The 24,411-nt window shown below is 60.6% G+C and carries 26 protein-coding genes; 9 read left to right on the top strand and 17 right to left on the bottom strand.

What is annotated here, in order from left to right:
- Positions 1–4: 4 nt before the first annotated feature.
- The 7 genes from murD to rsmH form a co-directional block, all read right to left on the bottom strand.
- The gene (gene murD, locus NB311A_RS13965; RefSeq protein ID WP_009799256.1) at positions 5–1,405 is read right to left on the bottom strand and encodes a UDP-N-acetylmuramoyl-L-alanine--D-glutamate ligase; all 1,401 of its coding nucleotides are present in this window, start codon (positions 1,403–1,405) and stop codon (positions 5–7) included.
- A 10-nt stretch (positions 1,406–1,415) separates the two neighbouring features.
- On the bottom strand, positions 1,416–2,522 hold the full coding sequence (mraY, locus tag NB311A_RS13960) for a phospho-N-acetylmuramoyl-pentapeptide-transferase (RefSeq protein WP_009799255.1): 1,107 nt from the start codon (positions 2,520–2,522) through the stop codon (positions 1,416–1,418).
- 81 nt (positions 2,523–2,603) lie between these two features.
- The gene (locus tag NB311A_RS13955; RefSeq protein ID WP_040675315.1) at positions 2,604–4,034 is read right to left on the bottom strand and encodes a UDP-N-acetylmuramoylalanyl-D-glutamyl-2,6-diaminopimelate--D-alanyl-D-alanine ligase; all 1,431 of its coding nucleotides are present in this window, start codon (positions 4,032–4,034) and stop codon (positions 2,604–2,606) included.
- Positions 4,031–5,488, bottom strand: a complete 1,458-nt coding sequence (locus tag NB311A_RS13950; protein WP_009799253.1) for a UDP-N-acetylmuramoyl-L-alanyl-D-glutamate--2,6-diaminopimelate ligase — start codon at positions 5,486–5,488, stop codon at positions 4,031–4,033. The genes NB311A_RS13955 and NB311A_RS13950 overlap by 4 nt, the downstream gene beginning before the upstream one ends.
- A gap of 26 nt (positions 5,489–5,514) precedes the next feature.
- On the bottom strand, positions 5,515–7,254 hold the full coding sequence (locus NB311A_RS13945) for a penicillin-binding protein 2 (RefSeq protein WP_009799252.1): 1,740 nt from the start codon (positions 7,252–7,254) through the stop codon (positions 5,515–5,517).
- Entirely contained in the window at positions 7,251–7,631 is a 381-nt protein-coding gene (locus NB311A_RS13940) for a hypothetical protein (RefSeq protein WP_009799251.1), read from the bottom strand. Before NB311A_RS13940 ends, NB311A_RS13945 begins: the two co-directional genes overlap by 4 nt.
- A 3-nt stretch (positions 7,632–7,634) precedes the next feature.
- On the bottom strand, positions 7,635–8,633 hold the full coding sequence (rsmH, locus tag NB311A_RS13935) for a 16S rRNA (cytosine(1402)-N(4))-methyltransferase RsmH (RefSeq protein ID WP_040675417.1): 999 nt from the start codon (positions 8,631–8,633) through the stop codon (positions 7,635–7,637).
- Between the two features lie 520 nt (positions 8,634–9,153).
- Here rsmH and NB311A_RS13930 point away from each other — a divergent pair.
- Positions 9,154–10,011, top strand: coding sequence for an N-acetylmuramoyl-L-alanine amidase (locus NB311A_RS13930; RefSeq protein ID WP_009799249.1), 858 nt, complete (start codon positions 9,154–9,156; stop codon positions 10,009–10,011).
- A 359-nt stretch (positions 10,012–10,370) separates the two neighbouring features.
- Here the strand turns inward: NB311A_RS13930 and NB311A_RS13925 are convergent, their stop codons facing one another.
- Positions 10,371–11,066, bottom strand: coding sequence for a hypothetical protein (locus tag NB311A_RS13925; RefSeq protein ID WP_009799247.1), 696 nt, complete (start codon positions 11,064–11,066; stop codon positions 10,371–10,373).
- 257 nt (positions 11,067–11,323) lie between these two features.
- Here NB311A_RS13925 and NB311A_RS13920 point away from each other — a divergent pair, with 257 nt between their 5' ends.
- Entirely contained in the window at positions 11,324–11,566 is a 243-nt protein-coding gene (locus NB311A_RS13920; RefSeq protein WP_009799246.1) for a CsbD family protein, read from the top strand.
- A gap of 299 nt (positions 11,567–11,865) precedes the next feature.
- On the opposite strand, the gene NB311A_RS13915 is transcribed toward NB311A_RS13920, so the two are convergent.
- Entirely contained in the window at positions 11,866–12,066 is a 201-nt protein-coding gene (locus NB311A_RS13915; protein ID WP_009799245.1) for a hypothetical protein, read from the bottom strand.
- Positions 12,067–12,455: 389 nt separating this feature from the next.
- Here NB311A_RS13915 and NB311A_RS13910 point away from each other — a divergent pair, with 389 nt between their 5' ends.
- Entirely contained in the window at positions 12,456–12,848 is a 393-nt protein-coding gene (locus NB311A_RS13910) for a hypothetical protein (RefSeq protein WP_009799244.1), read from the top strand.
- 162 nt (positions 12,849–13,010) lie between these two features.
- On the opposite strand, the gene NB311A_RS13905 is transcribed toward NB311A_RS13910, so the two are convergent.
- On the bottom strand, positions 13,011–13,190 hold the full coding sequence (locus tag NB311A_RS13905) for a hypothetical protein (protein ID WP_009799243.1): 180 nt from the start codon (positions 13,188–13,190) through the stop codon (positions 13,011–13,013).
- A 255-nt stretch (positions 13,191–13,445) separates the two neighbouring features.
- Between NB311A_RS13905 and NB311A_RS21580 the strand changes: the two genes are divergently transcribed.
- The gene (locus tag NB311A_RS21580; RefSeq protein WP_131522916.1) at positions 13,446–13,859 is read left to right on the top strand and encodes a hypothetical protein; all 414 of its coding nucleotides are present in this window, start codon (positions 13,446–13,448) and stop codon (positions 13,857–13,859) included.
- Between the two features lie 236 nt (positions 13,860–14,095).
- Here the strand turns inward: NB311A_RS21580 and NB311A_RS13900 are convergent, their stop codons facing one another.
- Together NB311A_RS13900 and NB311A_RS13895 are read right to left on the bottom strand one after the other, a co-directional pair.
- Positions 14,096–14,389, bottom strand: a complete 294-nt coding sequence (locus tag NB311A_RS13900; RefSeq protein WP_009799242.1) for a hypothetical protein — start codon at positions 14,387–14,389, stop codon at positions 14,096–14,098.
- Between the two features lie 69 nt (positions 14,390–14,458).
- Positions 14,459–14,830 carry a hypothetical protein gene (locus NB311A_RS13895; protein ID WP_050752122.1) on the bottom strand — a complete coding sequence of 124 codons (372 nt, stop codon included), beginning with the start codon at positions 14,828–14,830 and terminating at the stop codon, positions 14,459–14,461.
- Positions 14,831–15,231: 401 nt separating this feature from the next.
- On the opposite strand from NB311A_RS13895, the gene NB311A_RS13890 reads away from it, so the two are divergent.
- Positions 15,232–15,411 (top strand): hypothetical protein, encoded by a 180-nt coding sequence (locus NB311A_RS13890; protein ID WP_009799240.1) that lies wholly within the window; start codon positions 15,232–15,234, stop codon positions 15,409–15,411.
- A gap of 119 nt (positions 15,412–15,530) precedes the next feature.
- Here the strand turns inward: NB311A_RS13890 and NB311A_RS13885 are convergent, their stop codons facing one another.
- A complete protein-coding gene (locus NB311A_RS13885; RefSeq protein ID WP_009799239.1) occupies positions 15,531–15,734 on the bottom strand; it encodes a CsbD family protein in 204 nt (67 codons plus the stop codon).
- A 114-nt stretch (positions 15,735–15,848) separates the two neighbouring features.
- Here NB311A_RS13885 and NB311A_RS13880 point away from each other — a divergent pair, with 114 nt between their 5' ends.
- Positions 15,849–16,292 (top strand): PRC-barrel domain-containing protein, encoded by a 444-nt coding sequence (locus tag NB311A_RS13880; protein WP_009799238.1) that lies wholly within the window; start codon positions 15,849–15,851, stop codon positions 16,290–16,292.
- Positions 16,293–16,586: 294 nt separating this feature from the next.
- Here the strand turns inward: NB311A_RS13880 and NB311A_RS20680 are convergent, their stop codons facing one another.
- Positions 16,587–16,739 (bottom strand): aa3-type cytochrome c oxidase subunit IV, encoded by a 153-nt coding sequence (locus tag NB311A_RS20680; RefSeq protein ID WP_009799237.1) that lies wholly within the window; start codon positions 16,737–16,739, stop codon positions 16,587–16,589.
- 230 nt (positions 16,740–16,969) lie between these two features.
- Here NB311A_RS20680 and NB311A_RS13875 point away from each other — a divergent pair, with 230 nt between their 5' ends.
- Positions 16,970–17,158, top strand: coding sequence for a hypothetical protein (locus tag NB311A_RS13875; RefSeq protein ID WP_009799236.1), 189 nt, complete (start codon positions 16,970–16,972; stop codon positions 17,156–17,158).
- 140 nt (positions 17,159–17,298) lie between these two features.
- On the opposite strand, the gene NB311A_RS20675 is transcribed toward NB311A_RS13875, so the two are convergent.
- The gene (locus tag NB311A_RS20675; RefSeq protein WP_083780470.1) at positions 17,299–17,535 is read right to left on the bottom strand and encodes a PilZ domain-containing protein; all 237 of its coding nucleotides are present in this window, start codon (positions 17,533–17,535) and stop codon (positions 17,299–17,301) included.
- 366 nt (positions 17,536–17,901) lie between these two features.
- Between NB311A_RS20675 and NB311A_RS20670 the strand changes: the two genes are divergently transcribed.
- Positions 17,902–18,429, top strand: coding sequence for a WbuC family cupin fold metalloprotein (locus NB311A_RS20670; protein WP_083780469.1), 528 nt, complete (start codon positions 17,902–17,904; stop codon positions 18,427–18,429).
- A 388-nt stretch (positions 18,430–18,817) separates the two neighbouring features.
- Here NB311A_RS20670 and NB311A_RS13860 read toward each other — a convergent pair whose 3' ends face one another.
- Complete coding sequence (locus tag NB311A_RS13860) at positions 18,818–20,995, bottom strand: caspase family protein (RefSeq protein ID WP_009799231.1); 2,178 nt, start codon at positions 20,993–20,995, stop codon at positions 18,818–18,820.
- A 219-nt stretch (positions 20,996–21,214) separates the two neighbouring features.
- Positions 21,215–21,946, bottom strand: coding sequence for an OmpA family protein (locus NB311A_RS13855; protein ID WP_245257002.1), 732 nt, complete (start codon positions 21,944–21,946; stop codon positions 21,215–21,217).
- Between the two features lie 300 nt (positions 21,947–22,246).
- Between NB311A_RS13855 and NB311A_RS13850 the strand changes: the two genes are divergently transcribed.
- Positions 22,247–24,211 (top strand): autotransporter domain-containing protein, encoded by a 1,965-nt coding sequence (locus NB311A_RS13850; protein WP_009799229.1) that lies wholly within the window; start codon positions 22,247–22,249, stop codon positions 24,209–24,211.
- Positions 24,212–24,411: the final 200 nt, after the last annotated feature.

The following is a 24,411-nucleotide window of genomic DNA, read 5'->3' as shown; positions in this document are numbered from 1 at the left end:
GGGATTAGATGACGGGCGTGACGCCCGGCAATGCCTGAACCAATTCGCGGAAATGATCGCCGCGCACTTCGAAATTGCGGAACTGATCGAACGACGCGCAGGCCGGCGACAACAGCACAACCGCCTCCGCAACACCGGCTCCTTCCGCGTCCCGCGCGGCCGCGGGCACGGCAACGTCCAGCGTTCCGCTGATCTCGTAAGCCACCTTGCCCTCCAGCGTCGCCGCGAACTCCTGCGCCGCCTCTCCGATCAGATAGGCTTTCCGGATGCGCGGGAAGAACGCATCGAGCGAGGCGATGCCGCCGCTCTTCGGCTTGCCGCCGGCGATCCAGAAAATGTCGGCGAAGGACGACAGCGCCTTCCCGGTGGCGTCGGCGTTGGTGCCCTTGGAGTCGTTGACGAACAGTACATGAGCCTTGCGTCCCACCTGCTCCATGCGATGCGCAAGGCCGGGGAAACTGCGCAGGTCCTGTTGCAGAATCTCTCGGCTGACGCCGAGCGCCAGCGCCGCCGCCGAAGCGCACGCGGCATTCTGCGCGTTGTGCCGCCCGCGCAGCGAGCCTATGCCGCCGATGTCCGCGATTTCGCTGCGCGCACCACCGGACGCAAGGACGATCCTCTCCTGTTCCACGTTGACGCCGTATGCCAGCGGCTGCCTCACCGACACGCGCACGACGTTGCGGCCGGCCCGCTCCTGACGATCGGCGATCGCGGCGCACCAGCGATCGTCGACGCCGACGACGGCCGTGCCCTGCGGCTGCACGCCGGCGATGAGCCGCTCCTTCACCTCCGCATAATGTTCGATGGTGCCGTGACGATCGAGATGATCGGGACTGACGTTCAGCAGAATGCCGACGGTCGGATCCAGCGACGGCGCGAGGTCGATCTGGTAAGACGACATTTCGATCACATGCACGCGTCCCCTGCGCGGAGCCTCCAGCGACAGGATCGCGGTGCCGATGTTGCCGCCCATCTGCACATCATGCCCGGCCTCGCGCATCAGATGCGCGACCAGGGCCGTGGTGGTGGACTTGCCGTTGGTGCCGGTGATGGCGACGAAAGGCGCGTCGGGCGCATGGCGCTTCCGCTCGCGGCAGAACAGCTCGATGTCGCCGATCACCTCGACGCCCGCCTGTCGCGCCGCCAGCACGCTCCAGTGCGGCGAGGGATGCGTCAGCGGCACGCCCGGCGCCAGCACCAAAGCGGCGAAATTCGTCCACGATACGTTGCGCAGATCCGCGGTGATGAAACCGGCCCGCGCCGCCTTCGCAAGATTGTCGGTGTCGTCGTCGCCCGCAATCACTTCGGCGCCGCCGGCCTTCAGCGCGCGGCAACTCGCAAGGCCCGAGCCGCCGAGACCGAACACCGCGACCGTCTTGCCGGAAAAGGAAGTGACGGGGATCATGGAAGGCCCGTCACCGCAGCTTCAGCGTCGAAAGGCCGAGCAGCGCAAGCATCACCGAGATGATCCAGAACCTGATCACGATCTGCGGCTCGGTCCAGCCGAGCTGCTCGAAGTGGTGGTGGATCGGTGCCATCTTGAAGATTCGTTTTCCCGTGAGCTTGAACGACGCCACCTGCACGATCACCGATACCGCTTCCAGCACGAACAGGCCGCCGATCACGGCCAGAACGATCTCATGCTTCACAGCGACCGCGATCGAGCCGAGCATGCCGCCCAACGCCAGCGAACCGGTATCTCCCATGAAAATCGAGGCCGGCGGGGCGTTGAACCAAAGAAACCCGAGGCCGGCCCCGAGCACCGCGCCGCACAGCACCGCCAGTTCGCCCGCACCGGCGACGTAGTTGATCTGGAGATAGTCCGCGAACACCGCGTTGCCGGCGAGATAGGCGATCATGGCGAAGCTCGCAGCCGCGATCATGACCGGCACGATGGCGAGACCGTCGAGGCCGTCGGTGAGGTTCACCGCGTTGCCTGCGCCGACGATGATGAAGGAGCCGAAGGCGAGGAAGAACCAGCCGAGGTCGAGCACCACGTCCTTGAAAAACGGGATCACCAGCGCCGTCGAGAACGGCTCGCGGCCGAGCCGGGTCAACGCATAGCACGCCGCCAGAGAGATCAGCAGTTCGAGCAGAAGGCGTGTCCGCCCGGCGAACCCGGCATGGGTCTGCTTCGTTACCTTCAGATAGTCGTCATAGAAGCCGATAAAGCCGAATCCGAGCGTCACCGCGAGCACGATCCAGACATAGGGATTGAGCGGATTGGCCCACAGCACGGTTGAGACGACAAGTCCCGACAGGATCATCAGGCCGCCCATCGTCGGCGTGCCTTTTTTGCTGACGAGGTGCGACTGCGGACCGTCGACGCGGATCGGTTGTCCTTTTCCTTGCCGCAAGCGAAGATTGTCGATGATCCAGGGTCCGAACAGGAACACGAACAACGCGCCCGTCACCACCGCGCCGCCGGTGCGGAAGGTGATGTAGCGAAAGACGTTCAAAAGCGGCTTGAAGATGCCGAGCCCCGGGACCGTATTGGAAAGATCGATCAACCAGTAAAACATCGGGTGTCCCGAATCCGAAGTTCGCCAGTTCTCGCAAGCCTCCCTTGAGCGAACTCCGGATTCAAAGGGGCGCCCCGCAACCTACAAAATTTCAGACGCGCTGCCGGAAAATCGCTTCTCGAGCGCGCTCACGATCACTTTCATTCGCGATCCCAGCGAGCCCTTGACCATGATGACATCGCCGGAACGGATCGCCGCCGTCACCTGCGATTCGAGCGCGACCGAGTCCTCTGCATAACCGCCCCGCTTACCGGAGGAAAGCGCATTCCACAGGTTGCGCATCAGCGGGCCGCAGCAAAATATCATATCGACGGCATTGGCATTGATCGCCTCGGCCAGGCCACGATGCAGGTCGGCGCTTTTGGGGCCGAGCTCCAGCATATCGCCCAGCACTGCGATGCGCCGACCCAGCTTCCCGATCCCGGCCCCGCCGAGCACACCCAGCGCCGCGGCCATCGAAGCAGGATTGGCGTTGTAGCTTTCGTCGATCAGGATCGCCTCGCCACCCGGCACGGCCAGCGCTCGGCGCACACCGCGCCCCGCGGCCGGCTGCGCCTGCGACAGCGCAAGACCCGCAAGCGCGAGATCGGCGCCGGCCAGCGACGACGACGCGAGCACCGCGAGCGAATTCATCGCTATGTGACGGCCGGGCATACCGAGCTTGTAGGTCAGCTCATGGCCGAGAATTTCGGCATGCACGGCCGAACACGTAGGATGCAGCGCCACGTCGAGCAGGCGCGCGTCGGCCTTCTCGTCCGCGCCGAACGAGACGATCCTCGCGATGCCGAGTTTCTTTGCACGGCCGTGCAGCCGCGCGAACTGAGCATTGTCGCGATTGAGCACGACGGCGCCGTTCGGCTCGACGCCCTCGAAAATTTCCGCCTTGGCGTCGGCGATCGCCTCGATGCCGGCGAAGAATTCCAGATGCACCGGCTCGACCGTGGTGATGACCGCAACATGCGGCCGCACCATCTTCACCAGCGGCGTGATCTCGCCGGCATGATTCATCCCGATCTCGAACACCGCGAAACGCGCGTCCGCCGGGCAGCGCGCCAGCGACAGCGGAACGCCCCAGTGGTTATTGAACGACGCCACCGAGGCGTGGGTCTTGCCCTGCGCATCAACGACGCTGCGTAGCGCTTCCTTGGTCGAGGTCTTGCCGACGGAGCCCGTCACCGCGATCACCTGCGCCGCGAGGCGCGCGCGCGAGGCCCGCGCCAGATCGCACAAAGCCGCGAGCACGTCGTCGACGATCAATAACGGTGCATCAGCGGCGAATTGATCGCGCTGCGCGGCCTCGACCACCGCCAGCGCCGCGCCCGCCCTCAGCGCGGCATCGACGAAAGCGTGACCGTCATGCACATCGCCCTTGATCGCGAAATAGGCCTCGCCCGGCGCAATGGTGCGGCTGTCGATCGAAATGCCGTTGATCGCAGCAGGCAAGGCCCCTCGCCTGTCCGCGCGCATCGCCGCAGCCATCGCATCCGAAGTCCACAACGGGCACGCGCTCATATCTGCCTCGAAGTCAGCGCCGCGACAGCGGCCTCGTGGTCGCTGAAGGGCAGCACGCGATCACCGACGATCTGTCCGGTCTCATGGCCCTTGCCGGCGATCAGCAACGCATCGCCCGGCTGAAGGCCGGCTATCGCGCCCCGGATCGCCTCAGCGCGATCGCCGATCTCGCACGCGCCGCGCGCGGCCGCGAGAATGGCGGCGCGGATCGCGGCGGGATCTTCGCTGCGCGGATTATCGTCGGTCACGATAACCACATCCGCGTTATCGGCGGCGATCGCGCCCATCAGCGGGCGCTTGCCTGCGTCGCGATCACCGCCCGCCCCGAACACCACGACGAGTTTGCGCTTCGCATAAGGCCTCAACGCCAGCAGCGCCTTGGCCAGCGCATCCGGTTTATGAGCGTAATCAACGAAGACCGGAGCGCCGTTGTGTTCACCGACCAGCTCGAGCCGTCCTCTCGCGCCTTCGAGATGCTCGAGCGCCGCGAATACCTGATCGGGATCGCTCCCGGTGCCGATGACGAGACCGGCCGACACAAGCGCATTCTCGATCTGGAATTCTCCGACCAGAGGCAGACGTATGACACGCTCGCGTCCGGCGTGTTCGAGAGTGACCCGCTGCGCAAAGTCCTCGATAGCCGCCTCGACCAGGCGAATGCCAGCGAGCGCGCCGTCACTGCGGCGGCCGACGCGCATCACCCGCACCTTTCGCGCGTTCGCAGCTTCGATCACCGTGTGTGAGCAGTCATGATCGGTGGAAATTACCGCGATGCCGTCCGGCTCGACCAGATCGCGGAACAGTCGCAGCTTCGTATCGAGATAGTGCGCGACCGTCGGATGATAATCCATGTGGTCGCGTGACAGGTTGGTGAAGCCCGCGGCGCGCACGCGCACGCCATCGAGTCGATATTGATCAAGACCATGCGAGGACGCTTCCAGCGCAAGATGCGTCACGCCTTCGCCCGCGAGCTGATCCAGTTCCCGATGCAATTCAATCGGATCGGGGGTCGTCACCGAACCGTAGACCGTGCGCGATGGCGTGACCACGCCGATGGTGCCGATGCTCGCCGACGGATGCCCAAGCCGCTGCCAGATCTGCCGCGTAAATGCCGCGACCGAGGTCTTGCCGCTGGTTCCGGTGACGGCGGCGATGGTCGCGGGCTGCCGCGGATAAAATCTTGCCGCCGCCAGCGCCAGCGCGCGGCGCGGGTTGGGCGTTGCGATGAACGGAACACGCCCGGTCGCAGGCGCGTGTTCGCCGACGATCGCAACAGCGCCCGATGCGATCGCGGCGTCGATGAACCGCGCGCCGTCCGTTTTCGTGCCTGCGAGCGCGAAGAAAAGGTCCCCGAGCTTCACCGCGCGGCTATCCGCCGCCAGCCCCGTGACGGCAAGCTCGCCGCCCGGCGCGTCCATGGCGGCATCGTCACCGAAAAGCTCGCGAAGTTTCATGATCTCCCCAGAAGGCCCGGTCCGTCCTATTGCGTCGCACCGGATGCCGCAAGAATGAGGCGCTCGGACGGCGGCAAATCGAATCGCGGTTGAACGCCAAGGATCGGGGCAATGCGTGCGATCACCTTGCCGCCGGTCGGAACCGCGTTCCATCCCGAGGTGATGAAGCCATGGGTTTCCTTGAGCGGCTGCGGCTCGTCCAGCATCACAAGAAGCTGGTACTGCGGATTGTCCGCGGGCAGGATCGCGGTGAAGGCATTGAGCACGCGCTTTTTGGCGTAGCGACCGTTGATCACCTTTTCGGAGGTGCCGGTCTTGCCGCCGACATAGTAGCCCTTGACGTCGGCCTTCCTGGCGGTTCCCACCTCGGCGTTCAGCCGCAGCAGAAAGCGCATCTTGTCGCTGGTTTCCTGCTTGATGACGCGCTTGGCGATCGCCATCGCCTCCTGTTCGGTGCGCTTCAGGAAGGTCGGCGGGATCAGCCAGCCGCCGTTGACCAGCGCATCGATGCCCATCACCGCCTGCAAGGGAGCCACCGCCATGCCGTGCCCGAAAGCAATGGTGACGGTGTTCAGCTCGCCCCACTTGCGCGGCAGAATCGGCGACGCGCTTTCCGGCAGTTCGGTGCGCAGCCGATCCATTTGGCCCATCTTGCGCAGAAACGCCTTGTGCGCCTCGACGCCTTGCGCCAGCGCGATGCGCGCCGCGCCAATGTTGGATGAGTAGGTGAACACTTCCTTCATGTTGATGAAGCGGCCCATCCGGTGATCGTCGTGAATCGTGAAGCGGCCGTAGCGCAGCGGAGCGCGCGCATCCCACATCGAGTTCAGACCGTACTTACCGGAATCGAGCGCCATCGCCAGCGTGAACGCCTTGAAGGTCGATCCCATTTCGTACACACCCGTCGTCAGACGGTTGATGCGATCGGGATCATGCGCTTCCTTCGGATTATTGGGATCGAAATCCGGCAAGGAGACCATCGCGATGATCTCGCCGGTCCGCACGTTGGAGACGATACCCGAGGCGGCCTTGGCCCGGTAGTGCTCCTGGGCTTTCAGAAGCTCGTCGCGCAGCGCGTGCTCGACACGCAGATCAATCGACAATTCCACCGGCTTCTGCAGGCGGTCGGTGGCGAAGCCGGCGCGGTGCAGGTCCGCGAGCCCGTTGCTGTCGAGCCACTTCTCCATCCCGGCGATGCCCTGGTTATCGATGTTGACAAGCCCGATCAGGTGCGCCACCTCCCGCCCGCTTGGATAAACGCGTTTATTCTCGCGCAGGAAGCCGATTCCAGGGATTCCGAGTCCGTGAATTTCCTTTTGCTGGGCGGGCGTGATCTCGCGTTTCAACCAGACAAAACCCTTACGGGTGCCAAGACGCTGTCGAACCTCGGCGGTCTCGAGATCCGGCAGCGTCGCCGTCAGCAATTCGACCGCCTCATCCCTGTCGATGAGGCGACGCGGCTCGCCAAACAGGCTCGGCGCCTTGATATCGGTGGCAAGAACCTGGCCATTGCGATCGATGATGTCGGGCCGCGCCGTGGCGATCGCATCCTGCGAGGCGGTGCGATGTCCTCCCCGGTCATCGGAAAATGCGGCAAACATGACGAGACGCGCCGCGATCACCGCATAGATCAGGCTGAATAAGATGATAACGAAGCCCACGCGCACCCGCGCCTTGGCGGCGCGGTCGACGTTGCGCCCGTAGAGCAGGTTGCGGATCAGGCGCTGACTCCAAGGCGTCGACGAAAGCGTGTTTGGGCCACTCATTGCGGGGCCTCCTGCGACGGCAGAGAGCCGGTGATGAGATCGGGATCGATGATCTCGATCATGGCGCCGATCGGATCGGAAGTGCCGGGCGGCACCAGGCTCGGCGGCCGCTCCGGCAGGTTCTTCAGAGAATCGAGCTGGCTAGCTTCAATCGGTTTCAATTTCAAATGCCGTTCGGCCAGAATTTGCAGGCGCCGTGGCGCATCCAATTTCGCCCATTCCGCGCGCAGGCTCGCGATGGCCTCGCGCTGCTCGCGCACCTGAGCCTGAAGCCGCGACACACGCTCGGTGCGGGCGGTCGAATCCATCTTGATGCGGTAGACATACGATGCCGCATAGACCAGGGCGCAGACGACGAGGAAATGGATGATCCGCACCTCTCAGCCTCCGCGCATCACGTTTGCGAGCGATGGCCAGGTCGGACGCTCGGCGCCGTCATCGATTGCGGCAGCATCGATGCGTTCGGCGGCGCGCAGCCTGGCGGAGCGCGCGCGCGGATTGGCATGCATTTCCTCTTCGCCCGGCGTCAGCGGACGTTTGGTCAGAATGGCAAAACTGGGTGATCCCTGTTCGATCTCCGGCCTATGGCGTGAACCGCCGCCCCTCTTGCCTCGCCTGGCCAGGAAATTCTTGACGATACGGTCCTCCAGCGAATGAAAGGACACCACGGCAAGCCGGCCACCTGGCTTCAGCACGCGTTCCGCCGCGGCCAGCGCCGCGACCAGTTCGTCGAGTTCCTCGTTGACGAAAATCCGCAGAGCCTGAAAAGTCCGCGTCGCCGGATGAATCTCGTGCGGCTTTGCTCGAACCACTTTTGAGACGACATCGGCCAGCGCTCGTGTGGTCGCGATCGGCCCGTGCCGGCGTGCCGCGACGATGGCGCGGGCGACAGCACGCGAGCGGCGCTCCTCGCCGAAGATGTAGATGATATCGGCAAGATCGGTCTCGGACGCGTGCGCCACCACGTCGGCGGCTGTCGGCCCATGCCCACTCATGCGCATGTCGAGCGGCCCGTCGAGACGAAAGGAAAAGCCCCGATCGGCCTCGTCGAGTTGCATCGACGATACGCCGACATCCATGACGACGCCATCGACCACGGCGACGTCCTGCGCCGCGCAGACCGAGGCGAGATTGGAAAAGCGATCTTCGACCAGCGTCAACCTGCCGCCCGACTCCTCCACCAGAGCGGAGCCGCCAGCAATGGCGGCGGGGTCGCGGTCAATCCCGATCACGCGGGTATCGGCAGTGGCGAGAATGGCGCGTGAATAGCCCCCGGCTCCGAACGTCGCATCGACGTAGACGCCGCCGGCCCGCAGAGCCAGCATGGCGACAGCCTCTCCTCCGAGCACGGGCACATGACGAACCGGCGGCTCGGTCATGATCGCGCCTTCATCCGCAAATGCCTCGCTCTCACCGCGCGCGCGCCCATCCGACTCCGACTGCCCGGGATTCAGCCATCTTTTCCGGACCCGTGGCCGGCTCACCCCTGCAAAGCCGCCCGAACCGGTTCCCAAACGCTCGTCAAAAGAAAGATGAGCTGACAAACCCGGGCTTCCGCATGGAATTTGAAGGGCTGCCATGAGGATTTCGAACGCAAATGGGACCTCGGCCGTCCCGGTGCCGGTTCGGCTCTTCACCACTTAGTAACGGCGTTTAGCGTTAAGAAAGCGTTGATAGCCTCCGCGGCAATCAAGCCACCGCTTCCCCGCCCCGTAGGTGGTGCAGCGCTCACACACTTCACGGAAAAGCCAGAACCGTTAACAGGAAAACGCGTAAAGACGTCTCGCGTTCGATTGCATGCCAGATGGCGTCTCCGGATAATGATCCTAATGATTCGTCGACGAATCGACTGTGCGGCCCCGTTTTCCGCACCTCCTGTTGCCTGTTTTGGATCGTTGCATGTTCGCGTCCGTCAGTCTTGACTTGAAACGTCGACGCCCTCTCCCGATCCCCAAGGCCATTGTTGGAATGCCGACCTTCGTCCCGGACTCATCCCTCGTCTCCGACACGGTGCCCTCCTTGAATTTCGGCGACCGCGCCAAAGGGCGGCAGCCGGATATGATCGTGCTGCATTATACCGGGATGCCGGACGTCGAGGGCGCGCTGGCGCGGCTGTGTACGTCTGGGACGGAAGTTTCCGCCCACTACGTCGTGCTGGAAGACGGTCGCGTTGTGCAATGCGTTCAGGAGGCCAAGCGGGCCTGGCACGCTGGTGTCGCATCATGGGCGGGCGAAGAGGACATCAATTCCTGCTCGATCGGAATCGAGATCGTCAACCGCGGCCACGACTGGGGCTACCCGGCTTTCCCGCTACGACAAATCGCCGCCGTCATCGCGCTATGTCGCGGTATTATTCATCGACGGAATATTCCGGCTCATCGCATCGTCGGCCATTCTGACGTCGCACCTGCCCGCAAGAAGGATCCTGGCGAAAAATTTCCATGGCATTCGCTGGCGGATTCGGGCGTCGGCCATTGGGTCCGGCCAGCGCCAATCGTGGCCGGCGACGTGCTGAAGACCGGCAGCGAAGGCGACAATGTCCAGGCGTTGCAGCAATCGCTGGCGCGGTACGGCTACGGCATCAAGGCAACCGGAAAATTCGATACCGCGACGACGGAAGTGGTCACAGCCTTTCAGCGTCACTTCCGGCCCGAAAAGGTCGATGGCCTCGCCGATCAATCGACGTTGACCACGCTGCAAGCGCTGCTCGAGAGCCTTCCCGCCCAAACCGCCGAGGCATCGGGCATCACCAGATAAACTGGAGCCACCGGTGGGCGCGCCGACCTCAAACCGCGCGCTTGAGAGCGCCTTCTGAATCCTGTTCGACAAGGCTGTTGAGCTGTCATCGCTTCCTGCGTTGCAGGTTCCACCTATCAACGTTTCGTGGGGCTGCATCATAGCGATGGAAAAGCCAGCGGAAGAGTCGTACCATTTCGCTCAATGGCACACGCCGGGTGACAACCGGCCGCGACGGGGATGATGGACGTAGCCTATTTTGCCGGTTTCAGGCTGCGGCACCAACGCATCGGCACGCGTTTTGTCTAACCCGTTCCCGGCGTGTGCAGCCTTCCCACCACTTTGGCGCCAACCGACCCGATGGATTGCAACGCATTGCATCAAGCCGGCAGGTCCGCGACGAATGCGGGCGCCTCGAGACCGGAATCGGCAAAGAACGACATGACAGCCGCCTTCGACCAATACTGCTCGATAAGCAATCTGGCGAAGCGCTCCTTTTCCCGCGAGAACCTTGCCATGAGCGCATCGATACTGTCCGGCTTCTTGCCGAACAGCTCATTGTTCCATGGCTGCTCGTTGAGAAAATCCTGCTCAAGGACCATTCGTTCCGATACGTTGTGGCCTTCCGCCTCACTGCGGGCGCGCACGGCTTCCGATACTTCTGTGATCAGGGTGAAAAGCCGCGCCTGTTCCATGAGTAAATCTTGCGTTGGAAAAACGTTCTCCACCCGCAGTCCGGGAACGAAGTCTCGCGCCAGCGATGTCGCAAGTTGCATCCAGGCGTCCTCGGGCGCGCGCGCGGTAATTTTGTAGAAATCGAACAGTTCCATCCATCGGGCGCGCAATTCCTCCACCTGGCAGGCATACCATCGCGACCAGAGGGAGAGCCCGCCGATCCCGTCGGCTTTTTGGGCAGCGTCAATCCGCGCCAGCAATGCCAGGTCAACCCGCATCGGACCCTTCAACCGTTCCGGAAAATCCGGCGCACTATATTCCTCAAGATCGTGGGTGAACTCCGTGGAGTCAGGATCAGGAAAAGACGTTCGGTATGTTCCGCTTCCAGCCTTCTGCACCATGCGATAGCTCCTGATTTACAGCCCGCTGATCCGAGACCCCAACGACAGTTCTCGGCAGCTTTCAACGCTCAGAACGATATCGCGAATTCGGCCAGACAGCGTTCCCGGCGCGCGCGCATTGAGGACGCGGGCGACGTATCTCATCGAGGCAAACCGTCTCCCCCGCCGGTGCGACCATTCGTCCTTCCACTTGGCGGAACAAAGTTCGAATTCGTTGATTTTCCTCTTTCGCGGTAATTAGCGAAGGAGGGATTACTATGGACTGGGACCGGATTGAACAGAACTGGGATCAGGTCAAGTACAAGGTCAGAGATCAGTGGGGTAAGTTCACGTTCGACGATCTTTGGGAAATTTCCGGCCATCGCGAACAACTCGAAAAGAAATTGATGGAGCGCTACGGGTATCAGGAAGACTTCGCCAAAAAGCAAGTCGACAACTGGTACGAAAAGGCGCAAACGTGGCCTGACATGAAAGAACCGCCGCGCTGGGCGGGATACTAGACAGAGCCTTCGCGGCCAAGTGGATTCCAGTTAGCTGTAAGAAGATGCTCTGAATAATGGCGCGCATTCCGATCCCGAGCCGGTTCGCTTTTCGGGATGCGCGTCGGGATGCGCGAGCGTTCACCCCCGTGTGCGTTCACCCGTTGTCTCTTCGATCCTTGGTGTCCCCGCCTCTTCGATCCCACTACGAGATCCCCCTACGATAAGCGGCCCTCACTGGTCCGATTGACAACGCTATGACTCCCCCGGCCCGCCTTAAGCGTAGGTCCCCTGCTGCATGTATTTACTGCTGCATGTGTTTACTTCGGCCGCTGCATTTTCGGGGAGTTCGCCCATGCATCGATTCTTGCAGCCGTCTTGGCGCTCTCGATTTTCTTGATCATTTTCTCGCGCTCCATGCCCTCGGGCGTGTGCTCGGCTTTTTGTCGCGCTTCCGCAAGGAAATCAAAAAGACGGTCCTGAAAAGGCTTGGTCTGTTTGTAACGGCGCCGATGAGGCATGGCGGTCTCCCTTCGCCCCTGGGCAAGCTAGATTTGCTTGCTCACTCTATTATCTGCTCATGGAAGCTTACGAGCGCGTGCGCTTACGAGCGCGTGCATCGACGCGCCTGCCACTCCAATGTACGGCAAGCCTTATGGTTCCAAACGCTCGTGGACCAGTTCCGGTGGCGGCCCCGCGGAAGGCAAGGCCTCCTGAGAAACAATGGTTCCGCCCGCCGCTGTTACTGGCCCCGACCTTGTGGTAGGCTTGCCGACGTGGTTGCGGATTGCGGCATTGTTCTCCGATCGATCACGCAAATCACGCACGCGGCCAGGCGGGAATCCGTGTTCAAGAAGTCAGCCAGTACAAACCCTTATTTTTCCTACGAGAACAGAGCGCTCAAGAAACAATGAACTTCATATTGACTGGCGTATTTGGCCTGATCGGACTTGTTCTGAGTTATGGATTTTTTGCTCCCTCGGAGCCCTCTGCGTTTCGACTCATAGCGCCTGTTGGAGTCATGGCGGGATATCAGGCTGGCCAGCTGATCGGCAGGCTCATCAGACCACGACCTAAGAGGTTTCTCATCTTAAGCGTGGGCGTACTGTTTTGCTTTTACTTTACGTTTGCCTATGTCCAGTTGGGAAAAGTCAACCCGTCGGATGTCGTGAACCTGGGCGTGCTGTTCGGCCTGGCTTTCTTCTGGCTGGGATTTTTCTTGCCTTTCACGCGCGCTCCGAACGAGATGACAGTCCTGTTGTCCAAGGCTGCTGACGCATTCGGAAAGCGTTCCCGAGATTAAACATGCTCGAGATTAGCATGGGCGCCTGACGCGGCCGATCAACCTCAACCCGTCCCACAAAACGATAGCATGGGCAACGATAGCATGGGCAATGACTGTTCGTCCTTAGCGAGAGCGCCAGCCCGTTAGGGCTGGCTACGCCATTCACTCACGCGCGACGCTTTAAGGCAGAACCTGATTCGTGCGGATTTTGATATTTTCATCGCCGCCGTTTTCCACCTTCTTGTCGAGTTCTTTCCGTTTCTCGTCGGTGAGTTCTTGCATCGTTTTGCCGGTCTTCTTTTTAGCGTCCTTGTCGAGCGTTCCACCCGAGATATTGTTGACGCTGGTTGCATCTGACATCAATCATTTTCCCTTTCGCTCTTCGCGTGGGGAATCAATCCATACACTCGGCATGCGTTCCGAAAGAGCCATCGTTCCTTCGTGAAGCTTCTTCCATCTTTCCATCGATTCATCGAGCCGTCGATTCATCGAGCATGCGAACGGACCGGAGGTTTCGAGCCTGTGTGATTCATCTCACGGCACCAACCAATGAAGGGGTTTCATGATGCAGGTCATGGGAGACCAAGAGGTCTCCTCTCAGAAGGAGGAACGACCATGGCCTGTGGAATGCGAGAGACCGTTACGGTTAGGTACTGGGGCGTGTGCTGGAAGTGGGGCTTTATCCCTTATCCCTGCAGGAAAACAAAAACAGAGGTCAAATACCGCTACGATTTCCTGCCCTGGCGCACCAGGTTCAGCTGGTCTCCGTTCCGCCGCAGTTACGAAGGGTGCTGCAACGGCACGCTCTTCGAATGGTCGTACTGGACCTGGTCGCCGTTCGGCACCGGCAATGGTCCCTGGATCAACCAGACGCTGACCTATTTCTCCGGCTCAACGATTGGTTCGATCGGTTCGTGCCCCTTCAACGAGAATACAGCCACTCCGCCCGTATCTATCGTAGCCAGCGGCTCCATCGTACCGGCTGAAGCTGCGGAGAAACTTAAAGAGGAGAGCTGTTCTTGCAGCTAAGGGCGTTTTCAAGCGAAGGAAGTGGACACCGGTTCACGTGAAGAGAACGCATCAAACCAAATCATAGAGCCCCGCTTCTGATTCAAACAGAAGCGGGAACGGCTCCAGGACATGCCCGACATCAGCAGCATGAATAGCTGTTCTTCGGCGGAACAAAAAACTGCGACGACCGGCCCGAAGAATAAGCTTCGTCGCCGCATCCCTTGAAGATGTCGCGAAGCGGGCCGGCCGTCGCGTCATTGTTTCGACTGTCCCAAGACGATTACCGTTCCCGTTAGAACCGGGTCGTGTGGCTTCAGGCTGCTGAACTTTCCATCGTTCCAGTTGGCGAGACTGACCACCGAACCCGTTTGAGCTTCCGCCGCGACTGCCTCAGTCGATTCCAAAACCTTTAATCCGCTCTCATCAACAAAGAAGGTGTGGTCACCAAATAACTCGCCGAGTTTACGAGCCGCCGGATGATCGTCTGGAAGAACCTGTGCGTCCATCTGTTGCAGAGTTTGCTGCACCTGCGCCGTATTAAGTTTCATGGTTACTCCTGGGCTGGTTCAAAAGCTTGTTTGTTGCCGACCTCTATGAACAACGACGTTCGTCGTTGATCAGGTGGCCTTCTTCGTAAACATGGTTAGAACCCCTTCCTTGTCGATATTGATGGCGACAACCTGTGCCGAGTTGCGGCCCTTTGCTTTTAGTGCCGATACGGCCTCCGGGATTGCCTCAATGGAAGCCCGCAAGGATCTGATTTCCTCCTGCTTCGTATTCGTAACGAGGACATCGACCTTTGAGCGCACGTCTGCCTTCAGCTCATCAAGGTCGACAACCTGGATGCTTCGAATCGCGACTCCTTGCTCGGACTTTGTCTGAGACTGGGAAGGCGTTTGAGACTGAGACGACGCAGGTGGGGTTTGCGCTGTCGCCACGGACGATCCAGCTAAAAGCAAAATGGCGACTGCTGATAATGACGTATGCATGAGTCCGCTCCGGTTTGAGTGAGGATGCATGTGAAATGTATCGTCGAACATTGTCGAATGCCGGAGGTTTGTGCGTTCATTCGGTGAATCTCATATGGCTATAATGTGCAAGTGCTCGGGCAGACCAGCGGTACTTGCCGGAAATTGCGAGGCACAACGGAACCAACCCATTTCACGAGTGATGGCGCGGCCCATCCGCCATCAGGAACGATTTCGTCGTCCTCCTTTCAGTCACTGGGAACATCGCCGTCACAACAGCCATTTGCGCTGAAGATATTTTTTGCGCGTCGATAATTTCAACTCCGAGCTTTCCTTACCGCAACGGCAAACAGCGTCCTCAAAAGGAACCAAGGGACCGGTTGGCGAATTGATCACGTCCTCACATGTGAAGGAGCGCTTTGATGAATAACGATCAGCAAAAGAACCAAGGCGGTAGCGAAACGCGTCCCGGCGGAGGAAATTCGCAAAAGACAGGACAAAAGACCGACCAGAAGTCAGAAATCAGAAAGGGTGTGGAGGAGGATAATCCGAACAACAAACCTCAGGGTCAGGAAAAAGTCGGATACAGCGGCGGCACTTGATAGAGCCGAGTCGCGTCACCCTATAAGTCTATAAGTCGCGTCACCTTATATAAAAGGCCGCCCGAAGGGCGGCCTTTTATATAATAGAAAAAGCCCCCGCCGGAGCGGGAGCTTTTTGATTACCAGTTTTGACGACCAAACCAGTCGTCGACTTCTTTCTTCGCCCGATCTTTCTGGTAGCCATAACGCTCCTGGATTCTTCCCTCAAGCTGCTCACGATTGCCATTGATGACATCGAGATCATCATCGGTGAGCTTGCCCCATTGCTCCTTGAACTTTCCTTTCATCTGCTTCCAGTTTCCTTCAACACGATTCCAGTCCATGACGTAGTTCTCCTTTATCAGAGCAGTCAGAACACCTCAGGGAGGCAAGTCGTTCCTATGCTTACGTCTGATACAGGAACCATTGCGCATGGTCGCTGTTTTCAAGGGTCATCAATGGAGGGTACTTTGAAAACATTTTCCACGACACTCGGCACCACACTTGCGCTTCTCATGATCTCGACAGCATCGTTCGCCCAAACACCTGCGCAAACGCCTTCGCAAGCCGCAGCTCCTATCGCCGCTGCCGGCGACTGGAGCGCTTCGAAAATGTCCGGTGTGAACGTCTACAACGAAGCTAACGACAAGATCGGGGAGATCTCCGATGTGATCATCACTGCGCAAGGGCAAGTTAAAGGCGTGGTCATCGAAGCCGGCGGCTTTCTTGGAATGGGAAAGCATTATGTGCTGGTCGCCATGAACAGCTTGAAGTTCTCTAACGAGGCCGGAAAGGCATCTACAGGGAAAACGTCTGCGACGAAGAGAGAATGGTATCCAGACCGCGCCGTCCTGAACGTCACGAAAGATAATTTAAAGGCGATGCCTGAATTCAAGTATTAGGTCGCGTCAAGGGTTCCAAAGCATTTGTTTTGGAGCCCTTTGCTTGCACGCACAATCGAATTCGCAGCCGAAACACTCTCGCCGCTCGATGCGCTTCCACTCATAATTGGGTGAGGTTTCGCGGCCGGGGTGCGACTAAGTTTCGTTCAGCCCGTGGTCCGCTTCTTTTCCGAATAGCCGCGCGCGACGATACATGGAAAGCCGTGGATCACGCGCGCGACCGACTAACAACTGGTTCATATTGCCAATGAACTCAAACCAGGGACGCCGACGCCGAAGAGGCGACCGGGGCACTCAGGTGAGGAAGATTGCCATCAGAATGACGATGGTGGCCACAGCCGCTGTGACGACCATTCCTATCTTGATGAACGCCTTATACTGCCGCTCGTGTGCGGGATAATCCATTCCTTCCGACGTCGAGTACACGATTTCGCTATGGTCAGACATGTCAAGTCTCCCAAGGCAGTGGGGTTAACGCGGAAAGGTTAGCGCAATCCCGATGGCTGTCGATCCTTCCGCGCGTCACGATCTTGTGACGCTGGGGCGGCCTCGGTCCCTGACCGGCCTCAACCCGTCGCTCCGTCGCATCACTGTCATGCATTGCATCGCGTTTTTTTGGAACGCGTCCCGAGCACGCCCGTTTACCCGCATCAACGGCATAAAAAGGGAGAACGAGTATGGCAGACGCAACTGGTGTCGGCAGCATTTCCGGCGGAACACTCGATGCCGACGCGAAGAAGAAAACCGGCAAGACCATGGAACAGCTCACCGAGGAGAAGCGGAAAGAGCTGGACGAGAAGATAGCGAAGGGCGGTGACGAGAATATCAAGTACGCCAAGCCAGGAAAGAGCGACATCCTGCCGTAAAGATTTTGGTGGAGAGAAAGCCGTCAGTCCCGTAGCGGAGCTGACGGCTTTCGTTCACGACCAACACGGAACGATGGTACGCCGCCCCGTTTGGGTTTCGTTATGAGACATGAGTGGCTTCGCCACGGGATCACGCCGCCCTATTCGAAGGCGACGCCAATCCGGTTCCGCTTGATCCAGACGATTCGGCAGTTGATCACGACGCGGCCATGCTCTGTTACCAACTGAAACCGATCGGGAACGTCGCGCGGATTTGGTACATCGATAGCGCCCCCATCAGCGGAAATATTTACGACGCTACAGCCGATGCTCGCCCCATCGCTACATATTTGCGCGGGATGATCGATTCCTGTCCTTGAAGACTTCCGATCAGTCATGACGAGCCTCCGTGGGGATGCAAATCGCCGACGCGGGAGTTTACCGAGGCGCGGTTTAAAGAAATCTTGTCAGGGCAAATGTTCGTCACCGTGCGATAACAGAATCAATCATGGAGCGCATATCAAGATACCCATCAGATTCGATCATTCACTCATAAGCGTCCGTCGCCAACACCGAGCACACCCAGCTCCTGAAACATTCGCTTTAACGCCGTCTTTCTCACCAGCGGCTGCCATAGCAAAGGCCGCGCAATTCGCGCGACGTCACCGGAGCGGCTATGTCAGCAGGCACACCACCATTATACTGAAGGCTAACGCACTGGATCGACGATCAGGCAGCCTCAATTATGATTTGGATCGATTTTTATGAACTTCTTTGATTGGACAACCAGAGTGGACGGTTTCGTGTCAGTGGAAGCCAGCACTTGCGACAGGCTTCTGAGCGACGCGGGAGTATCTCCGCGCAAGCGATCCCACCTGCTCCTCCATGAAAGTCATGCCGATCCCACGCAACGGTTGCTCGTTGCTTTCGAACAAAGCACCTATATCCAACCGCATCGCCATCCAGAGCAATGGGAAATGATAATTCCGATGCGGGGGGTGTTCGCCCTGTTGTTATTTTCCGATGACGGCTTTGTCGCCGATAGAATCGAACTGACCGCAGGATCGATCCCGATATCGCAGATCACCGTGGGCGCGTGGCACACCCTCGTCGCCCTGACGTCTTCAGCGCTCATGCTCGAGATCAAGCCGGGGCCGTTCCGAGTCGCGGAGTTTTCTGAACGATTTCCCGCCGAGAACTCGCCGGAGGCAGAACGAGCTGCGAGATGGCTAGCCTCCGCGAAAGTTGGAGATCGATATCGCCGACCATCATCCGCTTCGATGACGCCGTAGTGCCTCCAGAGGAGGTTTCAACTGCGGCGATAGGATCAGAAACCGATGCCAAGCATCAGCATGGCCAATGGACCGCACCACAAGCTGTTGCAGGCGTCAGGTGGCTCGCGGAAGCGCGGCGGCGCGGCAAGTGGAGCGATCCTGCGGACTGCGTGAGTGTTTGCCGTTCGGGCCGTTATCCTTGGCGACGAAGCAACGCGCGGGATCGGTCTCGATCTTGCGGCAACAGTCGTTTGTGGTGTCGAAGCTGCGCGCGCGAATAAGCCTTCGCTGCCCGCAGCGGGCGCCGCAAGCGCGATTGCCATGCCAAACGCGGCCGCGAGGTAAAGCGGGGAAAGCTGTGCTACGGTCATAGGCGGTGCCTTTCCTGATCCTTCCGGGCGGCGTGTCAAAAGCCGACGCCGATCATGGCGGGGCTCGCGCCATACGAGGAGGCTGGACGCGATGCTTCCTGACGGGCGCGCGGCGCGGGCTCACGCCGACGGCTGGTCTGTGTGCGCTCGGAGCGGCGGGCGGGCTTGCTCGCCGTTGTCTTGTCGTCGCGCTTGTGTTGCGCGGTGGCCGGCGGCTGCGGCTTGATCACGGCGACGCAAGTGTCGTCCTTGACCGCCTCGCCAGCCTTGCATTCAAGCGGACAGACCCGGCCGTTCTGCTCGCCAAGCTCCTTTATCACGTCGTCGGTGAGAGCGATGTTGCCGTTACTGCGGCCCTTATCCGATCGGCTCTTATCGGAAAGGTTTTTGGCGGCTTGGTAGCGGCCAAGCGCCGCCTTGGTGGCGGGGCCGAGCTGACCGTCAACCTTGCCGGCAAAGCAGCCGATACGGCCGAGCGCGACTTGCGCGGCCGTGACCAGGCGTTTGGCGGTTTCGTCCTCGAAGGCTTTGAGCGTGCTTGCGACCTGTGGCTGCAGGCGCTCGCAGGTCGCCTCTTTGGCAAAAGTTTTTACATTGTCGAGCCCCTTGCCCTCGCTGCCTTTGGCGATCAGCTCCTTAAAGCGGGTTTCCTCGGCCTTGCAGGCCTCCTCCTTCTGCTTCGCAAGCTCGGCCTTGCGGCGCTCTTCCTCCGCCTTCCGCCGCTCCAGTTCGGCCTGACGCGCGGCGCGCTCGCTCTCGGCCTTCTGACGCGCGGCTTCCGCCGCCTTCTTGGCGGCTGCGAGTTCTTCAGCTTTCCGCTGGGCTTCCTCGGCCTTGCGTTTGGCCTCGGCCGCTTTGCGCTCGGCCTCCGCTGCGCGGGCCTGCTGTGCCGCTTCCTCCGCCTTGGCGCGGCGTTCTTCTTCTTCGCGTTTCTTCGCGGCAGCCAGCTCCGCCTTCTTGCGCTCGGCCTCGATGCGCGCCTGTTCGGCGGCGAGCCGAGCCGCTTCGCGCTCGGCGCGTTGCTTTTCCTCACGCTCGGCGGCGGCGCTTCGTAACACCTCGAGGCGATGCTGAACCTGCAACGCCAGCGGCGAATCCGGATAGCGCTTGATGAACCGCTTCAGCGCCGCCTGGTCGGTGGAATCCTTCAACCGGTCGAATTCGAGTCGCTCGCGGGACGATGACTCGTATACCGGCGCGGGCGTATCCTGCGGCAGCGACGCCACGGAGACGTTGCCCGTATCGCGGACGACGCCGGGTGCGGTCTTACTGGTCAGGCTGGCGAGCTGCGCCCGCGCCAGATCGGCATAGAAGCCGGTCTTGTAGGTGTTGATGAACACCTCCCACGCGCGCGGCGAGTTGATCTTGGCGACGAGCTCGAAGTCGCCCTTGACGTCGGCCACCTCCGGCTCCTTCTCGACCACCGGTGGTGGAACCAACGAGATATTGCCGCCGCCGAGCGAGCCATAGACGAACGGCTCCTGCCGGGCGCCCGTCAGCTTCATCACCTCGTCGCGCACGCGGCCGAAGGCAAGGCGAATATCGAGACCGGGCACGGTAAGGTTCTTGAGCAACGCCGTGGTGAACGGGCTGTGCTTGCCCTCGCCGTCATCGGCCGTCGATCCTGCCTTCGCGGCGTAGGCGATCAGGGTATCGGTCGAGGTCGGTTCGACCTTGCCGAGGCCCGACGAAATCGCGCGCAAGGCGGCGCGACGCTCGCGGCGCATCTTCACTGTAAATGGATTGTCGCGGCAGGCATCAAGGATAATGACACGCAGTTTCTTCGCGCCGTCGGCCGACAGCACCATGCGCTCGAGCCGGATCGCCTCGTCCTCCGCGTCGCGGTCGCTGACGAGCCGCGCATCGACCGGGATCAGGAAGTTATTGCCGTTCACCTCGATGCCGTGGCCGGCATAGTAGATCACCGCGATATCGGCTTGATCGGCATCGGTCTCGAACTTGCGGATGGCGCGCTTGAAATCAAGATTGCCGAGGTCGAGCAGCACTTCCACCGAGTCAAAGCCGGCGTCCTTGAACATCTGGCCGACGGCCTTGGCGTCGCGTGCGGGGTTAGGAAGCTGCGGCACCGTCTGATAGCTGGAGTTGCCAACCACCAACGCGATGCGCTTGTCGGCCCATGCCGCGCCGGAGGACAGCGCCATGATAATGGCTCCTCCGATCATTGCCGCAATGAGGCCGAAACGCTTGAACATTGTTGTGCCGCGCACGCCGAACGTGCGCCGTTCCTTTGTGTGAGTTTGGATGCGATCGAAACGGTTCGATCGCTCTCCGGCCGGCGCAACTCGGCCATCGCCTCCTTAAGTTTGCCCTGTCCGCTCGCGGCGGAAACGCAACCTCCGGCATTTGTCCAAATTTATCGGCTTTGGCGCGACTGATCAATCGGCGGACCGTTGACAACGATGGCCGTTATGTCAGCGGGCGGCCTGTTCCTTGGCGGCCGCGTTGACGATTTCCACCCTGCGGTTTTCCGCCGCATCGGGATCGGCCTTGTTCTTCAGACGCGATTCTCCGTAGCCAACCGCGACCAGGTTCTCCGGCGAGATCTTATAGCGCTCGATCAGGAAACGCTTGATGGTCTCGGCGCGGCGTTCTGACAGCGACTGGTTGTAGCGATCGCTACCTTTGGCGTCGGTATGACCGCCGAGCATGATCACGGAGCCGGCCAACTCGGGGCTGGTCAGCGCCTGCCCGAGATTGTTGAGCTGCGGCTCGGCTTTGGCAGAGAGTTCGGCCGAATCGAAGTCGAAATAAATCTGCAGATCGACCCCGGGTCGCTTGCCGGCGATCTCGGCCATCTGCGCCCGATCACCGCTCGACAGCGAGCGGGTGCGCCGGATACGGGTGAGGTTGGTAAGCTCGTCAGCCGACAGCGAAGGCCGCTCCTCAACGCTCAGGCTGCGGGTTCTGGGGGCTTTGAGGCTGTCAACGATCTGCCGCGCCGACAATTCGCCGGCGAGAGCCTGGTCCTTGGCGCCGAAGGCGGCGGCGCCGGCCAGCAGGACCAGTCCAAGCATTTTTGAGGAGAAGAATCGCTGCGTCATGTGAGATCTCCGTGCTCGAGGGCCGGCGGCGAGGTGAGATTCTGCCGACTCGTCGCGATCATTTTGTCCAGACCCTTTCCGCGAGACCGTGCGGCGAATCACAGAGGTCTCTCCGATTAAGTGAAGGAATCGGCACGAAAGGTTCACCCGATGATCGCTTCAGGGCGGATCGGCAGATCGGTTCAAATATCGTACCGCACCTTCGCGCCATGGGACAATTAATAATGTGGCTTCTCGACCACAGGCGGGAGGAAAGTATGTCCTTATCGCGGCGAGAGTCCCGTCATGCGCTTTCGATGTTCCCGACTCCACGTTATGTTCGACGCATACCGCGTATTATTGCGCATCTATCTATTTACTATACAGGCCGGCACGAGCGTCGGTCGCTGGGGGTGTTGATCAATGAACGTTGTCATCCGCGCATCCATCGCTGGAAATGGCACTCTTAGCCGTCGTATCGTGGCCGGTGGCGCGTTCGCTTTCGCGCTATCGGCGTCATCAGGAGCGTTTGCAGCTTGCACGGGAACGGGGTCGCTTGTCGGTCTTGGCGCCCAGGTTCTGCCGTTTTCGGCGGGTGGAGCAGCCGTAAACTCGCTGGTCTCAGCCATTAACGCGACCAATACAGTCTTTCTTACCCAGTCCACCGCTTTTGTCAGCGCGCCCCCCAATCCGGCGCCGGGGCAGGAAGGTGGCGGCGTCTGGGTGCGTGGCATCGGCGGCGAATTAAACACCAAGAATACCACGACGACATCCAACGTTTCGGTCGGCGGCGTCACCAATCCCGGCCAGATCGACTGCAATAACTCCTCCCAGCTGAACTTTGCCGGGATGCAGATCGGTGCCGACGCCGCACGGCTCAACTGGAACGGCTGGAACGTGCATCTCGGCACCACCATCGGCTATCTCGGCGCCAGGTCCAGGGATACCTCCTCGGCCGGACCGGAAAATCCGATGGGCGGCACCTTTCAGAATTCGCTACAGGTGCCGTTTGTCGGCGTCTATGCCGCCGCGACCCGGGGCGGCTTCTTCGTCGATGGTCAGGTTCGTCTCGATTACTATCAGAACGCCCTGAATGATCCCATCGTCAGCGGTATCTTCAACCAGAAGCTGGATGCGCGCGGCCTCTCGTTTGCCGGCAACTTCGGCTACCATCACCAGCTTCCGAACAACTGGTTCATCGAGCCGTCCGCGGGAATCATTGTCTCGCGGGTTCAGGTCGATCCGCTCAACATCACCGGTACGTTGGTCCTGCCGTCGGCCGGCGGCATTTCCCTGCCGGGGACGCTGCGCGTCGACGATATGTACAGCACGCTCGGCCGCTGGAGCCTGCGCGCCGGCACCAGCTTCGTCTCCAACAATATAGCGTGGCAGCCCTTCGGCACCGCCAGCATCTATCATGAGTTCCAGGGTAGAGCGAACGCATCATTCACCGGCTATTTCCCGATTCCGGGCTTTGATATCGCCGGCAATGTCAGCACCACTTCGATTGGCACCTACGGTCAATTCGGCCTTGGTATCGCGGCTCAGGTGTTGAATACCGGCTGGCTTGGCTATCTGCGGGCCGACTACCGCACCGGTTCGAACATCGAGGGCTACAGCCTGAACGGCGGCCTGCGTTATCAGTTTAGCCCCGACCAGATCGCCGGCGCGCCGATGTTCACCAAGGCGGTCAAGGCGCCGGTCATGGCGGGTCCCTATAACTGGACCGGCCTCTACATTGGCGCCAGCGCCGGTGTTCTTAATGGCAGGAACGACTGGAGCTTCCCGGGCCTCGGCACCAGAACCAATCCGCGCTATGCCGGCTTCGCCGGTGGCGGCCAGATCGGCTATGACTGGCAGATCGGAACCTGGGTGGTCGGTCTCGAAGGGTCGCTCATGGGCAGCAACGCCCGCGGTGCGCGTTCGTGCCCCAACGCATTATTCTATACCTGCGAGAACGAGATGAACTGGCTGGGCACGGCCACCGCTAAACTCGGCTACACGATATGGAACCGGTCGTTGGTTTATCTGCGTGGCGGCGCGGCGTTCGGCAACACCAGGATCGTCACAAACTGCAATACCGGGCCGGATCGCGGGTATATCGATTACAGCATCCCCGCCGTGATCGCACAGCCGGGCTGCGGCGCCAACAGCAGCAAAACCGCCGCAGGCTGGACCGTCGGTTTAGGCACAGAGTTCGCGCTGACCCGCAGCTGGACGGTGCGCGCGGAATCCAACTACTTCGACCTCGGCACCGAGCGCTACAGCTTGGCCCAAGGCGGCGGCATACCTCCGCTCCAGATCGATACCCACAACAACGGCTTCATCTCGACCATCGGGCTGAACTACCGCTTCCCCATCGAGCCGGTGATGGCGGCTCGCTACTGAATCGAGCGCTTCCACCGACAGCAACGGTCACACGTTGCTGTCGGTGGATAACCTGATCTCTTCCCAACTTTGTCCCATGATCGAAGCAGGGGCTCTTCTTTGAAGAGCGCTTTCGAACGCCGTGGATGCCGGTTCGCGTGAACGCAACGCGCCAGTTAACGAGCCACGTTCTTGCTTCTGACAGAAGCGGAAAAGTCTGG

This window comes from Nitrobacter sp. Nb-311A (genome assembly GCF_000152905.1).
GTDB lineage: Bacteria > Pseudomonadota > Alphaproteobacteria > Rhizobiales > Xanthobacteraceae > Nitrobacter.
This window is presented reverse-complemented; position numbering and strand designations above follow the sequence as displayed.

Excerpts from the sequence above, each read along its gene's own strand:
- NB311A_RS13910 (WP_009799244.1), top strand. The coding sequence starts at position 12,456 with ATGAACTTCATATTGACTGGCGTATTTGGCCTGATCGGACTTGTTCTG.
- NB311A_RS13875 (WP_009799236.1), top strand. The coding sequence starts at position 16,970 with ATGGCAGACGCAACTGGTGTCGGCAGCATTTCCGGCGGAACACTCGAT.
- NB311A_RS13925 (WP_009799247.1), bottom strand. The coding sequence starts at position 11,066 with ATGGTGCAGAAGGCTGGAAGCGGAACATACCGAACGTCTTTTCCTGAT.
- NB311A_RS13915 (WP_009799245.1), bottom strand. The coding sequence starts at position 12,066 with ATGCCTCATCGGCGCCGTTACAAACAGACCAAGCCTTTTCAGGACCGT.
- rsmH (WP_040675417.1), bottom strand. The coding sequence starts at position 8,633 with ATGACCGAGCCGCCGGTTCGTCATGTGCCCGTGCTCGGAGGAGAGGCT.
- NB311A_RS13860 (WP_009799231.1), bottom strand. The coding sequence starts at position 20,995 with ATGTTCAAGCGTTTCGGCCTCATTGCGGCAATGATCGGAGGAGCCATT.
- NB311A_RS13905 (WP_009799243.1), bottom strand. The coding sequence starts at position 13,190 with ATGTCAGATGCAACCAGCGTCAACAATATCTCGGGTGGAACGCTCGAC.
- mraY (WP_009799255.1), bottom strand. The coding sequence starts at position 2,522 with ATGTTTTACTGGTTGATCGATCTTTCCAATACGGTCCCGGGGCTCGGC.
- NB311A_RS13955 (WP_040675315.1), bottom strand. The coding sequence starts at position 4,034 with ATGAGCGCGTGCCCGTTGTGGACTTCGGATGCGATGGCTGCGGCGATG.
- NB311A_RS13885 (WP_009799239.1), bottom strand. The coding sequence starts at position 15,734 with ATGGACTGGAATCGTGTTGAAGGAAACTGGAAGCAGATGAAAGGAAAG.
- NB311A_RS13920 (WP_009799246.1), top strand. The coding sequence starts at position 11,324 with ATGGACTGGGACCGGATTGAACAGAACTGGGATCAGGTCAAGTACAAG.
- NB311A_RS20675 (WP_083780470.1), bottom strand. The coding sequence starts at position 17,535 with ATGACTGATCGGAAGTCTTCAAGGACAGGAATCGATCATCCCGCGCAA.
- NB311A_RS20670 (WP_083780469.1), top strand. The coding sequence starts at position 17,902 with ATGAACTTCTTTGATTGGACAACCAGAGTGGACGGTTTCGTGTCAGTG.
- murD (WP_009799256.1), bottom strand. The coding sequence starts at position 1,405 with ATGATCCCCGTCACTTCCTTTTCCGGCAAGACGGTCGCGGTGTTCGGT.
- NB311A_RS21580 (WP_131522916.1), top strand. The coding sequence starts at position 13,446 with ATGGCCTGTGGAATGCGAGAGACCGTTACGGTTAGGTACTGGGGCGTG.
- NB311A_RS13880 (WP_009799238.1), top strand. The coding sequence starts at position 15,849 with ATGGAGGGTACTTTGAAAACATTTTCCACGACACTCGGCACCACACTT.
- NB311A_RS20680 (WP_009799237.1), bottom strand. The coding sequence starts at position 16,739 with ATGTCTGACCATAGCGAAATCGTGTACTCGACGTCGGAAGGAATGGAT.
- NB311A_RS13850 (WP_009799229.1), top strand. The coding sequence starts at position 22,247 with ATGAACGTTGTCATCCGCGCATCCATCGCTGGAAATGGCACTCTTAGC.
- NB311A_RS13950 (WP_009799253.1), bottom strand. The coding sequence starts at position 5,488 with ATGAAACTTCGCGAGCTTTTCGGTGACGATGCCGCCATGGACGCGCCG.
- NB311A_RS13895 (WP_050752122.1), bottom strand. The coding sequence starts at position 14,830 with ATGCATACGTCATTATCAGCAGTCGCCATTTTGCTTTTAGCTGGATCG.
- NB311A_RS13930 (WP_009799249.1), top strand. The coding sequence starts at position 9,154 with ATGTTCGCGTCCGTCAGTCTTGACTTGAAACGTCGACGCCCTCTCCCG.
- NB311A_RS13945 (WP_009799252.1), bottom strand. The coding sequence starts at position 7,254 with ATGAGTGGCCCAAACACGCTTTCGTCGACGCCTTGGAGTCAGCGCCTG.
- NB311A_RS13900 (WP_009799242.1), bottom strand. The coding sequence starts at position 14,389 with ATGAAACTTAATACGGCGCAGGTGCAGCAAACTCTGCAACAGATGGAC.
- NB311A_RS13890 (WP_009799240.1), top strand. The coding sequence starts at position 15,232 with ATGAATAACGATCAGCAAAAGAACCAAGGCGGTAGCGAAACGCGTCCC.